The sequence below is a fragment of the Kitasatospora sp. NPDC057595 genome, from assembly GCF_042800875.1.
Taxonomy (GTDB): domain Bacteria; phylum Actinomycetota; class Actinomycetes; order Streptomycetales; family Streptomycetaceae; genus Kitasatospora.
This window is the reverse complement of record NZ_JBHVGL010000001.1, coordinates 272,858-284,713: the sequence shown is the minus strand read 5'-3', so window position 1 is coordinate 284,713 and position 11,856 is coordinate 272,858. Positions and strand designations below refer to the sequence as shown.

The 11,856-nt window shown below is 72.6% G+C and carries 14 protein-coding genes; 6 read left to right on the top strand and 8 right to left on the bottom strand.

Going from position 1 to position 11,856, the window contains the following annotated elements; all coding sequences use genetic code 11:
- Nucleotides 1–276 precede the first annotated feature (276 nt).
- On the bottom strand, nt 277–876 hold the full coding sequence (gene thpR / locus ACFU9E_RS01265) for an RNA 2',3'-cyclic phosphodiesterase (RefSeq protein WP_380690327.1): 600 nt from the start codon (nt 874–876) through the stop codon (nt 277–279).
- A 46-nt stretch (nt 877–922) separates the two neighbouring features.
- Here thpR and ACFU9E_RS01260 point away from each other — a divergent pair, with 46 nt between their 5' ends.
- Nucleotides 923–1,441 (top strand): GNAT family N-acetyltransferase, encoded by a 519-nt coding sequence (locus ACFU9E_RS01260; RefSeq protein ID WP_380690329.1) that lies wholly within the window; start codon nt 923–925, stop codon nt 1,439–1,441.
- A 79-nt stretch (nt 1,442–1,520) separates the two neighbouring features.
- On the opposite strand, the gene ACFU9E_RS01255 is transcribed toward ACFU9E_RS01260, so the two are convergent.
- From ACFU9E_RS01255 to ACFU9E_RS01245, 3 genes are all read right to left on the bottom strand, one after another.
- Nucleotides 1,521–3,065, bottom strand: coding sequence for an MFS transporter (locus ACFU9E_RS01255; protein WP_380690247.1), 1,545 nt, complete (start codon nt 3,063–3,065; stop codon nt 1,521–1,523).
- A 118-nt stretch (nt 3,066–3,183) separates the two neighbouring features.
- Nucleotides 3,184–3,618, bottom strand: coding sequence for a MarR family winged helix-turn-helix transcriptional regulator (locus ACFU9E_RS01250; RefSeq protein ID WP_380689251.1), 435 nt, complete (start codon nt 3,616–3,618; stop codon nt 3,184–3,186).
- A 76-nt stretch (nt 3,619–3,694) separates the two neighbouring features.
- Entirely contained in the window at nt 3,695–3,817 is a 123-nt protein-coding gene (locus tag ACFU9E_RS01245) for a hypothetical protein (protein WP_380689253.1), read from the bottom strand.
- Between the two features lie 202 nt (nt 3,818–4,019).
- Here ACFU9E_RS01245 and ACFU9E_RS01240 point away from each other — a divergent pair, with 202 nt between their 5' ends.
- Nucleotides 4,020–4,445, top strand: a complete 426-nt coding sequence (locus tag ACFU9E_RS01240) for a VOC family protein (RefSeq protein ID WP_380689255.1) — start codon at nt 4,020–4,022, stop codon at nt 4,443–4,445.
- A 39-nt stretch (nt 4,446–4,484) separates the two neighbouring features.
- Here ACFU9E_RS01240 and ACFU9E_RS01235 read toward each other — a convergent pair whose 3' ends face one another.
- Nucleotides 4,485–5,408 carry a DUF4231 domain-containing protein gene (locus tag ACFU9E_RS01235; RefSeq protein WP_380689258.1) on the bottom strand — a complete coding sequence of 308 codons (924 nt, stop codon included), beginning with the start codon at nt 5,406–5,408 and terminating at the stop codon, nt 4,485–4,487.
- Between the two features lie 119 nt (nt 5,409–5,527).
- Here ACFU9E_RS01235 and ACFU9E_RS01230 point away from each other — a divergent pair, with 119 nt between their 5' ends.
- Nucleotides 5,528–5,977, top strand: coding sequence for a VOC family protein (locus ACFU9E_RS01230; protein ID WP_380689259.1), 450 nt, complete (start codon nt 5,528–5,530; stop codon nt 5,975–5,977).
- A 327-nt stretch (nt 5,978–6,304) separates the two neighbouring features.
- Here the strand turns inward: ACFU9E_RS01230 and ACFU9E_RS01225 are convergent, their stop codons facing one another.
- From ACFU9E_RS01225 to ACFU9E_RS01215, 3 genes are all read right to left on the bottom strand, one after another.
- Nucleotides 6,305–6,724 (bottom strand): PIN domain nuclease, encoded by a 420-nt coding sequence (locus tag ACFU9E_RS01225; RefSeq protein ID WP_380689260.1) that lies wholly within the window; start codon nt 6,722–6,724, stop codon nt 6,305–6,307.
- Nucleotides 6,721–6,921 (bottom strand): type II toxin-antitoxin system VapB family antitoxin, encoded by a 201-nt coding sequence (locus tag ACFU9E_RS01220; protein ID WP_045692353.1) that lies wholly within the window; start codon nt 6,919–6,921, stop codon nt 6,721–6,723. Before ACFU9E_RS01220 ends, ACFU9E_RS01225 begins: the two co-directional genes overlap by 4 nt.
- 117 nt (nt 6,922–7,038) lie before the next feature.
- A complete protein-coding gene (locus tag ACFU9E_RS01215; RefSeq protein ID WP_380686485.1) occupies nt 7,039–8,502 on the bottom strand; it encodes an NCS2 family permease in 1,464 nt (487 codons plus the stop codon).
- Between the two features lie 250 nt (nt 8,503–8,752).
- Between ACFU9E_RS01215 and ACFU9E_RS01210 the strand changes: the two genes are divergently transcribed.
- Genes ACFU9E_RS01210 through ACFU9E_RS01200 form a run of 3 tightly spaced genes read left to right on the top strand, consistent with a single transcriptional unit; the run spans nt 8,753 to nt 11,839 of the window.
- Nucleotides 8,753–9,037, top strand: a complete 285-nt coding sequence (locus ACFU9E_RS01210; RefSeq protein WP_380686483.1) for a DUF2530 domain-containing protein — start codon at nt 8,753–8,755, stop codon at nt 9,035–9,037.
- Between the two features lie 52 nt (nt 9,038–9,089).
- Entirely contained in the window at nt 9,090–11,570 is a 2,481-nt protein-coding gene (locus ACFU9E_RS01205) for an HAD-IC family P-type ATPase (protein WP_380686481.1), read from the top strand.
- A gap of 32 nt (nt 11,571–11,602) precedes the next feature.
- Nucleotides 11,603–11,839, top strand: coding sequence for a hypothetical protein (locus tag ACFU9E_RS01200; RefSeq protein WP_380686479.1), 237 nt, complete (start codon nt 11,603–11,605; stop codon nt 11,837–11,839).
- Nucleotides 11,840–11,856 lie beyond the last annotated feature (17 nt).

Genomic DNA, 11,856 nt, shown 5'->3' with positions numbered 1-11,856 from the left:
TTTTAATAAGACCCCGGGGTCTCCTTCCACTTGGTGGTCGCGCGGCTCTCCCCCCCCCCCCCGCACACAGGGGCGCGGCCCCCCCGCCGGGGGGGGGGGCCCCTTCTCCCGTCTCCGTCCTTACCGGTTGACCAGCGAGCTGACCAGCACGATGACCAGCAGCAGGACCAGCGCGGCGGTCACGATTCGCATTCGAGTCTTGGGATCCACGGTCAACGAGCGTACCCCCGGCCGGTTCGCGGCCGGACGCCGAGGTTGGCGATCCGGCCACCGCCGCTACGGCGGCCCGGCCTCCCAGCGGGCCAGCGGCAAGGAGCACAGCGAGGTGTAGCGGACGGGGCCGCCGCCCTGCTCGCTGCGCATCAGGTGCAGCTCGGCGGCCTCCCACTCCGGCCCCCGGTAGCCGTCCAGCGCCCGGGCCAGCGCGTCCAGCTCGGCGGCCGCCAGCCGCTGCTCCGCCCGCCGCCGGCCGCGCGAGGAGCCGGCCCGGGCCAGCGTCAGGTGCGGGTGGAAGCTGAACGCGTCCGTCTCGCCGACCACCTCTGCGGTGGCCCGGTACACCGCCTCGGCGATCCGGCGCAGCGCCCAGTCCTGCCCCTCCACCCCCGCCCAGAGCACCCGGTCGCCGAACCGCCCGCCGCCGGCCAGCCGCAGCGTGTGCGCCGGGTGGGCCTCGGCGACCTCCGCCAGCGCGGCCTCCAGCTCCGTCACCCGGTCGGCCGGCACCTCGCCGAAGAAGGCCAGGGTCAGGTGCCAGGCGTCGGCCGTCGTCCAGCGCAGCCGGTCCGCCCCCGGCAGCCCGCGCACCGGGGCCACCGCGTCGGCCAGATCCTGCAACGCCTCCACCGGAGGCAGCACCGCCACGAAGAGCCTCATGGGGCCATCTTCCCGCGCGGGAGGGTTTGGACTAGAACGGATTCCCATGAAGATCCGCAACGGGGGCCCCGAGGACATCCCCGACATCCTGTCCCTGCTCGACGGCGCCGTGGCCTGGCTGGCCGCCCGGGGTCGCACCCGGCAGTGGGGCGACCGGTCGTTCAGCGACATCCCCGCCCGCGTCGAGCACATCGGCCAGTACACCGGCGAGGCGTTCCTGATCCGGCTCGCGATCGACGACGAGGGGCGCACGGTCGGCTCCTGCGTGCTGTCCGAGCAGCGCCCCGAGTACGCCACCCCGGTGGACGAGCCCGAGCTGTACATCCGCAACCTGGTGACCGACCGGAGCCGCAAGGGCTCGGGAATCGGCTCGGCGCTGATCGCCGACGCGCTCGACGAGACCCGCCGGCGCGGCATCGGCCTGCTGCGGGTGGACTGCTTCGGCGGCGACGACCGCAAGCTGGTCGGCCAGTACCGGGCGCTCGGCTTCACCGAGACCGAGTCCTTCGAGGTCGAGCAACCGGCCGGCCCGTGGCCGGGGCAGATCCTGGCGATCCGGCTCTGAGCCGACGGGCCCGCCCCGGAGCGCCGTCATGGCGTTCCGGGGCGGGCCCTCAGCACATCAACAGGCTGTCGGCAGGCCGTCAGCAGGCCGTGGCCAGCTCAGGCTTGGCGCTCGCCGCCGGACGCGGCACCAGCGCCACCACCCGGCCCCCGCGCCCGGGGTGGAGGTCCAGCCGCAACCGCAGCTCGGCGCTGCGGGCCAGCACCAGGCCGACCGCACCGGCCGCCGCGGCCGAGACCAGGCCGCAGGCCAGCAGTCCCACCCGGGGCCCGTACGAGGCGGTCACCCAGCCCACGATCGGCGCGCCGATCGGCGTCCCGCCGGCGAAGACCAGCATCAGCAGTCCCATCACCCGCCCGCGCATCGCCGGGTCGGTGCCCAGCTGGAGCGAGGCGTTGACCGAGGTGTTGAAGCTCAGCCCGAACACCCCGATCAGGGTGAGCAGCAGCGCGAAGCTCCAGTAGCCGGGCGCGAACGCCGCCACCACCTCCAGCGTGCCGAACGCGAGGGCGGCGCCGACCAGTCTGCGCAGCCGCGGCACGCCCCGGCGGGCCGCGATCAGCGCACCGGTCAGCGATCCGACGGCCATCGCGGTGTTCAGCAGGCCGTACTGCCCGGCGCCGACGTGGAAGGTGTCGGAGGCGAAACCCGCCAGCAGCGTCGGGAAGTTGAAGCCGAAGGTGCCGATGAAGCCGGCCAGCACCATCGGCCAGAGCAGCTCGGGCCGCTCCTTGACGTACCGCAGCCCCTCCCGCAACTGGCCCTTCTCACGGGCGATCGGCGCGGTCGGGCGCAGTTCGCTCTCCCGCATCGCGAGCAGCCCGCCGATCACGGCGGCGAACGACAGCGCGTTCAGCGCGAACGCCCAGCCGCTGCCGACCGCGGCGATCAGCAGACCCGCGACGGCGGGGCCGACCAGCCGGGCGGTCTGGAAGTTGGCGGCGTTGAGGCTGACCGCGTTGGCGAGGTCCTTCGGCCCGACCATCTCGGAGACGAACGCCTGCCGGGTCGGGTTGTCGACCACCGTGACCAGGCCGAGCAGCAGCGCGAACAGGTACACGTAGTACGGGGTCACCACACCGCCGACGGTCAGCACGGCGAGGCCGGCGGCGAGCAGGCCCATCGCACCCTGGGTGAGGATCAGCAGCCGGCGCTTGGGCATCCGGTCGGCGAGCACCCCGCCGAACAGGCCGAGCAGCAGCATCGGCAGGAACTGCATGGCGGTGGTGATGCCGACCGCGAGCGGGCTGCCGGTGAGGCTGAGGACCAGCCAGTCCTGGGCGATGCGCTGCATCCAGGTACCGGTGTTGGACACCACCTGGCCGGCGAAGTAGTAGCGGTAGTTGCGAACGCGCAGTGAGGAGAACATCCCCCCGGGCCTGGTGAAGGCGGCGCCGGTCGGCGAGTCCGCCGTGGGGGACGCGGCCGCGCGGGTGCGGCCGGGAGCGGCGGGGTCGTCCGCCGCGGTGCGTTCGTCGGGGTCGTCGTCGCCGTTGCCGGGCAGCCCCGTCGGGGCGGGTGCCTGGGCGTCGGCGGCCGCGGCGTTCGCCGCGGCGGGGTCGGTGGTCTGCTCGTCGGTCCGGGTACGGGTGGCGGCGGCGCTGGCTGCGGCCGGCGGTGTCACGTGGTCTCCCCTCGCGGCGCGACGGCCCGTGGCGTGGCCGTCGCGCTCCTGGTGTCGGTCTTCGGTCCTGCGGTGATGCGGTTCTCCTTCGTCTCCGGCGGCTACCGGAAAGCCGTGCCTAGAGGTGTGCGAGCTTGTAGAGCACGGGCGCGGCCTCGCGGAGCTTCGCCCATTCCTCCTCGTCGAGCCCCTCGGCGAGCTCGGCGAGCCAGGCGTTGCGACGCCGGCGGGACTCCGCCAGGATCGTCTCGGCCTGTTCGGTACTGCTGACGACCACCTGCCGGCGGTCCTCCGGGTGCGGTTCGCGCCGCACCAGGCCCTTCTCCTCCAGCATCGCGACGATCCTGGTCATCGAGGGCGGCTGTACGTGCTCCTTCCGGGCGAGCTCACCCGGCGTGGCCTTCCCGCACCGGGCGAGGGTGCCCAGCACCCCGATCTCGGTGGGACTGAGCGACTCCTCGACCCGCTGGTGGCGCAGTCGACGGGAGAGGCGCATGGCGGACGACCGCAGCTGACTGATGGCTGCGAGGTCCTGCTCGGACATCTCGGGCATGTTGTTAGCCTACGTCATTACCCTGGCTAAAGAAAATTGGTTTCCGACCGTCCGCGGCCCGGACCCGTCCAGGGGTTCAGCGCCGGGTGTCGACCGCCGCCGCCGCGCCGAGGTCACCGGCCGCCGTCCGCACCGCGTCCAGCGCCGCCATCAACCCGTACGCGTCCAGGCCGGGGCGTTTCGCCGCCGATGCCCGCACCGTGCCGATTGTGCGGCGATCCGGAACGCCCCTGACCGATTCGCGCTGGTCAACAGCCCGCGGCCCGCCGCCGGGCGGCTTTCTCCCCCTCCCCGCTCCGGCTGGCCGTGCTCTCCGTGACTCCCGGTGCGATGCTGGTCCTGGGACCCGGTCCACGCGGGACCCGGCGCCGCACCACGCCCAGCAGAAGGGTCGACCAGCCATGACCGACGTCGCCGCCGAACAGGCCACCACGGTCGACCCGGCCGAGCAGAACGACACCGGCTTCGCCCGCCTCGCGATGGTCACCATCGACTGCGCCGACCCGGTCGCACTGGCCGCCTTCTACGGCGCGCTGCTCGGATGGGAGACCCGGCACGCGGACGAGCGGTTCGCCATCCTGGACAACCCGGAGGGCGGCAGCCCGCTCGGCTTCGGCCGGGTCAGCGGGTACCGGCCGGAGCCGTGGACCGAGCCGGACGGCGGCAAGCACTTCCACCTGGACTTCTACGTGGACGACCTGGAGGCGGCCACCGCCCGCGCCCTGACCCTGGGCGCGACCGAGCCCACCTACCAGCACGGCCGTACGCTCAAGGTGCTGATCGACCCGGCCGGCCACCCGTTCGGCCTGGCCCCGCTGGACGCCTGACCGCCCCGCCGGCGCGGGGCGGCCCGGGACCCGTGCGGCTCAGCGCGGGAAGGCCCGCCGCGCCCGCCAGGTGGTGTGCTCGCGCGAGACCGCGTCCTCCGCCTCGGCGGCCAGCCGGGCCCAGCGCTGCTCGGCGTCCGGCATCCGCGGGTCGAGGTCGGACAGCTGGTTGCCGACGTTCTCCAGCTCCCGCGCCGCCAGTTGGTACGCGGCCGCCAGCGGACGGAGCTGCTTCAGCTGCGTCCAGGCGATCACCGCCGCGGCCGCCGCCGAGGTGGCGCCGAAGACGTGCACCTGCAGCGCCCCGGTCGCCTGCGCGATCGCCGCCGCCGCACCGACGATGATCAGCCCCGCCACGCCCAGCCCCCAGGTCACCGCCTGCGACTCGCAGGACTCGGCACGCGAGCGGTACCACGTCCGCTGCCCCTCCACCCGGGTGCGCAGGTAGAGCGTCCGCCGCGCGGTCAGCGACTCCGCCCGCACCCGGCGCATCTCCGGGGTGATCTCGGCGACCGACTCCGGCGGCACGATCGCCGGATCCTCGAACGCCCGCAGCACGTCCTCCACTTGCAGCAGGTAGCCGCGGTCGACGTCCGCCGACTCCGCGTCACCCTCGAACGGCCGGGCCCGCACCGCGTACTTCCAGGCCAACGTCTTCACCGACTCGGCCGCCGCCCGCGCCTCGTACCAGCGCCCCTGCGGATTGCTGCGGCGCAGCCGCGCCCAGAAGTACCCGGCCACCAGCAGCGCCACCACCGAGAACAGTGGCGTGATGTCGGAGGCCCCCTTGTCGTCCGGCCCGGGCAGCGAACCGACCGCCGCCGCGACCACCAGCATCGAGATGAGCCCCCGGTACCAGCGCAACGTCTGCTGCTGCCCGGACAGTGACGCCTGGTCGGCCGTCCGGAACAGCTCGGGCAGCAACTGCGCCTCGACCCCCGTGGGCGGATCCTGTCTGACCATCGAACCGCTCCCCTCCCCCGTCTCAGCCCGGAGTATTCCCCCGGTCAACTCCCCTACACCGGCGCCCCCTTGAGATCCACTCTTGCCCCGACCGGCCCGCAACCCCTATAACCGGTTACATGACCATGCACTGGAAGCTCGTCATCGACGCCGCCGACCCGCACCGCCAGGCCGCCTTCTGGGCCGCCGCCCTCGACTACACCGTCGAGGACCACAGCACCCTGATCGCCGGTCTGCTCTCGGCCGGCACGATCACCCCGGACCGGATCACCGAGGTCGACGGCCGGCACGCCTGGCCGACCCTCGCCGCCGTCCGCCACCCCGAGGACCCGCACGACCCCACCAGCGACACCGGCCTCGGCCGGCGGATCCTCTTCCAGCGCGTCCCCGAGCCGAAGCAGGGCAAGAACCGCCTCCATCTCGACCTCCACCCCGGCCCCGACGCCTGCGCCGCCACCGTCACCCGCCTCACCGCCCTCGGCGCCACCCTCCTCCACGACATCGCCGAACCGGGCGGCTCCTGGACCGTGATGCAGGACCCCGAGGGCAACGAGTTCTGCGTCCACTGACGCCTCCGCCCACCGGCCGGCCCCGGGATTCCCGCCCCGTCGCAAATTCACTCCCGACGCACCGGCCCCATCCTCCCCGGCCGAAACCGGAGTTCCCGCCGGCAAATCGATTTCCGCCGCCTCCTCCGCAATCGCCGCACCGGAAGCCAATTCGCCGTGCTGGCTTCGGTGGTCCTTGCGGCCGATTCACACCCGGCAAGCCCGGTAGGGGGAGGGGCGGGACCTCACGGGCACGGCCGGTGGCGATGCGCAGGATGCAGAAGGTGATGAAGCCGAAGCCGATGGCGATGGCGATGGCGATCGAAGGCGCCGACCACGTGGACGAACTCAGTCGGCGGTCCCCGCCGGCACGACCCAGCGAGCAGGTTGGCCGGTGATGGACGCGATCATGTCGTAGTCGCCGTCGTAGTGCAGGACCGTGACCCCGTGTCGCTCAGCGGTGGCGGCGATCAGCATGTCGGCCATCGACAGAGCACGGTGGTTGCCCCGGAACAGGGCCCGCCGCTGGATGTCCTTCGCGCGGTCCCAGACCTCGTCGGTGCACGGCAGGTAGTCGAACCCCCTGAGCAGACGGCTCAGCCGATCCGCCTCCGCCGCGCTGCGAGCACTGTGCAGCACCTCCATCTCGACTGCCGCGGTCACCGCCAGCAGCGCGCGCTGCGAGAGATCGTCGAGGACGGGCCGCACCGTCGGCTTTCCCCAGCGCGCCAGGGCCGACTTGTCGATCAGGAAGCGCTCCCGGGTCACGCCGCCGCCGACTTGCCCGGCTCGTCGAGAAGGTCGAACTCCCCGTTGGCGATGGCGTCGGCGAGCTCTATCCGCCGGGCCAGTTTCACGGCCTCCAGCAGCGCGGCATTGACCGTCGCGACCTTGGTGGTCGTGCCGAACAGACGCTGCGCCTCGGCCAGGAGGTCGTCGTCGAGGTCGATCACCGTGCGCGCCATGGCTGTTCCTCCAGCAGTCGACAACAAGAAAACGATATCAACTCCACCATATTCCCGACATCAAAACGGCCCCGCGCTCCGGAGGGGGAGCGCGGGGCCGTCGGAAGCCCGGCAGGGTCAGAGCAGGCCGAGGGCCGGCATCAGGTAGTAGAAGGCGAAGACGGCGGAGACGACGTACATCGGGAGCGGGACCTCACGGACACGGCCGGTGGCGATCCGCAGGATGCAGAAGGTGATGAAGCCGAAGCCGATGCCGTTGGTGATGGAGTAGGTGAACGGCATCATCGCGATGGTCAGGAAGGCCGGGATCGCGATGGTGTAGTCGGCCCAGTCGATGTCCCGCACCGAGTTGGCGAGGATCAGGAAGCCGACGGTGACCAGCGCGGGGGTGGCGGCCTGGGCGGGGACCATGGTGGCGAGCGGGGTGAGGAAGAGGGCCACCACGAAGAGGCCGCCGGTGACGACGGAGGCGAAGCCGGTGCGGGCGCCCTCGCCGACGCCCGCGGTGGACTCGACGAAGCAGGTGTTGGCGGAGGACGAGGTGGCGCCGCCGGCCGCGGTGGCGATGCCGTCGATCATCAGGACCTTGTTGATGCCGGGCAGGTCGCCCTTCTCGTCGAGCAGGTGGGCCTCGTCGGCGACGCCGAGGATGGTGCCCATCGCGTCGAAGAAGCAGGACATCAGCACGGTGAAGACAAAGAGCACGCCGGTGAGGACGCCGACCTTCTCGAAGCCGCCGAACAGGCTGACCTCGCCGACCAGGCCGAAGTCGGGCGCGGCGACCGGGTTGCCCGGCCAGGCCGGGACGGTCAGGCCCCAGCTGAGGGCGGGGATGTCGGCGAGCTTGTCGATCACCACGGCGACGCCGGTCATCACGGCGATGGAGATCAGGATCGCGCCGGGGACCTTGCGCACCAGCAGGACGAGGGTGAGCAGCAGGCCGAGCACGAAGACCAGGACCGGCCAGCCGTGCAGGTGGCCGCCGACGCCGAGCTGGAGCGGGACGGTGGTGTGGGCGGCGTCGGGGATGCGGGTGACGAAGCCGGAGTCGACCAGGCCGACCAGGGTGATGAACAGACCGATGCCGATCGCGATGGCCTTGCGCAGGCCGAGCGGGACGGCGCTCATCACCCGCTCGCGCAGGCCGGTGGCGACCAGGAGCATGATCGCGAAGCCGGCCAGCACGACCATGCCCATGGCGTCCGGCCAGGTCATCTTGGGTGCGAGCTGGAGGGCGACGATGGTGTTCACGCCGAGGCCGGCGGCCAGGCCGATCGGGACGTTGCCGATGACGCCCATGAGCAGCGTGGTCAGGCCGGCGGTGAGCGCGGTGGCGGTGACCAGCTGGGCGCTGTCCAGGTGGGCGCCGGTCATGTCCGTGGCACTGGCCAGGATGATCGGGTTCAGCACCAGGATGTACGCCATGGTGAAGAAGGTGGCGACGCCGCCGCGGATCTCGCGCGGCAGGGAGGAGCCGCGCTCGCTGATCCGGAAGTAGCGGTCCAGCGCGCCGGACGGGGGCTTCGGCGTGTCGGGCTGGGCGGGCTCGGGCGACTCGGTGGTCGGCTGGGCCACGGGCATGCTGCGTCCTCTGTGGGGGGCGGAGGAGAGGGGGACCCGCCCGGGAACGACGGTGGCACCGGGCGCCCCGGTGGGACGGGCACGAAGCACAATGTCCTGAGCATGCCGCGACCGACCGGAAAAACAAGTATGGGTTCCCCGATCGCCCGTACGCTATCTTCGCGCGTAGAACGAAGAACCCACGTAACAGGCGCGAACAGTCCCCGCGCAGAATCGATCGGACGTGCGGCCGCACCGTACCCTAGGGCCCATGCCCAAGACGCCACTGCACCCCTCGCCCCCGCCGCTGGAGGCCAACGACGTCGCGATCGTCGGCGGCGGCACGGTGCTCTGGTTCGTGGCGTTCGTGGTCCTGCTCCCGTTCTGGGGCACGCTGTCCGACCACGGCCACGGCAGCTGGCCGTGGATCTGCCTGGCCGGCGGCGGACTCGGACTGATCGGCCTCTGGTACTGCCGGGCCCGCCGGGACGCCATCGCGCGCAGCCGGGCGGCGGCCGCGGCGGAGCCGCAGAATCCGGCCACTCGGTCGGACTGAATGGTCCTTTAGTAGCACGCACCGGACATAAGGCACCCGTAGAGTCGGTGCCATGACGCAGCCCGCGCAGCCCGCCGAGGACAAGCCCACCGGTGACCAGCCGGACGGCGCCCACCCGCTCGGCCTGCTGCCCGGCCGACGCGGCGGGCTGACCTCCGCCGAGGTGGCCGAGCGGGTCGCCCGCGGCGAGGTCAACGACGTCCCGGTCCGCTCCAGCCGCTCCACCCGGGAGATCGTCCGGGCGAACGTCTTCACTCGGTTCAACGCGATCATCGGCGTGATGTTCGCGATCATCCTGGTCGTCGGCCCGCTCCAGGACGGCCTGTTCGGCCTGGTCATCGTCGCCAACACGGCGATCGGCATCATCCAGGAGCTGCGCGCCAAGAAGACCCTGGACAGCCTCGCGCTGATCGGCGAGGCCAGGCCCCAGGTGCGCCGGGACGGCGCCGCCACGCAGGTCGCCGTCGGCGAGATCGTGCTGGACGACACCGTGCTGCTCGGCATCGGCGACAAGGTGATCGTCGACGGCGAGGTCACCGAGGCGGACGGCCTGGAGATCGACGAGTCGCTGCTCACCGGCGAGCCGGACCCGGTGCTCAAGCACCCCGGCGACCCGGTGATGTCCGGCAGCTTCGTGGTGGCCGGCGCCGGCGCGTTCACCGCCACCAAGGTCGGCCGCGAGGCGTACGCGGCGCAGCTGGCCGAGGAGGCGAGCCGGTTCACCCTGGTGAAGTCGGAGCTGCGCACCGGCATCGACAGCATCCTGCGGTTCATCACCTGGCTGCTGGTGCCGACCGCGATCGGTCTGATCATCAGCCAGCTGGCGGTGGAGGGCCGGGACTGGCGCGAGGCGGTCCGCCGGATGATCGCCGGGATCGTGCCGATGGTGCCCGAGGGCCTGGTGCTGCTGACGTCGGTGGCCTTCGCGATCGGCGTGGTCCGGCTGGGCCGCAAGCAGTGCCTGGTGCAGGAGCTGCCCGCGATCGAGGGACTGGCCCGGGTGGACACCGTCTGCCTGGACAAGACCGGCACCCTGACCGAGGGCGGCATGGACGTCGTCGACCTGCGGATCATCACCGACGGCGGTGACCGGGGCGAGCCGGCGGGCGACGCCCTGGCGGAGAACGGCGCCCTCAAGGAGACGGTCAAGCAGGCGCTCGGCGTGATGGCCGGCGCCGACGCCCGCCCCAACCCGTCGATGCAGGCCGTCATCGACGCCTACGGCGACGGCAGCGGCGAGCGCCGCGACGGCTGGCGGGTGATCGAGGCGATGCCGTTCTCCTCCGCCCGCAAGTGGAGCGGCGTCCAACTGCTGGAGCCGCGTGGCGAGGAGGCCAGCTGGCTGCTCGGCGCCCCCGACGTGCTGCTGCCCGCCGGCCACCCGGCGCTGGCCGAGGTGGACGAGCTGGGCGCCCAGGGCCTGCGGGTGCTGCTGCTGGGCCGCTCGCCGGTCCCGCTGGACGCCCCGGACCCGGCCGCCGAACTGCGGCCGCTCGCCCTGGTGGTGCTGCGGCAGCGACTGCGCGAGGACGCCGCCGACACCCTGCGCTACTTCGAGGGCCAGCGGGTCCAGGCGAAGGTGATCTCGGGCGACTCGGCCGTCTCGGTCGGCGCGGTCGCCGCCCACCTCGGGCTGCCCGGCGCCGACCACCCGGTGGACGCGCGCACCCTGCCCACCGAGCCGCAGGCTCTCGCCGACACCGCCGAGCGCACCACCGTCTTCGGCCGGGTCACCCCGCAGCAGAAGCGCCAGCTGGTCGGCGCGCTGCAGTCGCGCGGGCGCACCGTGGCGATGACCGGCGACGGCGTCAACGACGTGCTGGCGCTCAAGGACGCGGACATCGGCGTGGCGATGGGCAGCGGCAGCGACGCGACCAAGGCGGTCGCCCAGATCGTGCTGCTGAACAACTCCTTCGCGGTGATGCCCTCGGTGGTCGCCGAGGGCCGCCGGGTGATCGGCAACATCGAGCGGGTGGCCGGGCTGTTCCTGGTCAAGACGGTCTACTCGGTGCTGCTGGCGCTGCTGGTGATCTTCACCCACTCCCCGTACCCGTTCCTGCCCCGGCACTCCACCGTGCTGTCCACCCTGACGATCGGCGTGCCGGCCTTCTTCCTGGCGCTCGCGCCCAACAACGAGCGCGCCCGCACCGGCTTCGTGCGCCGGGTGCTGCGGCTCGCGATCCCCGGCGGTGTCATCGCGGGGACGGCGACCTTCACCGCGTACGCGCTGGCCCGCGCCAACCACGCCACCGACCTGGAGTCGGACACCAGCGTGGCCACCCTGACGCTCTTCCTGGTCGCGATCTGGGTGCTGGCGATCGTGGCCCGCCCGTACAACTGGTGGCGGCTGCTGCTGATCGGGACGATGTGCGGGGCGTTCGCGCTGGTAATGACGGTGCCCTGGCTCTCCGACTTCTTCCAGCTCTCGCTGTCCGGCACCCGGGACCCGTGGGTCGGCGTCGGCATCGCGCTGATCGCCGGAGTGGTGCTGGAGGTGGTCTGGCGGATCATGCGCCGCCGGACCGATCATTGACCCGGGGACCGGGCGACGGGGGGAGTGCCGCGATGGCGCGCAGGGGCGGTGAACTGGAGGCCTTCGCGGCCTTCCTGGGCGGGCTGCTGGCCACCGGGCTGCTGGCCCTGGCGATGGCCGGGGTCGGCGCGCTGGCCGAAATCCACCCCGGACCACGGCTGACCAAGGCGGTCGCCGCCGTGCTGACCGCCACCTGGGTGGTGGCCACCCTCACGGTCTACCTGCGGCTGATCGCCCGCGGCCGGACCCGCTCCGGCACCCGCTCCTGACCGGAGCGGGCACCGGA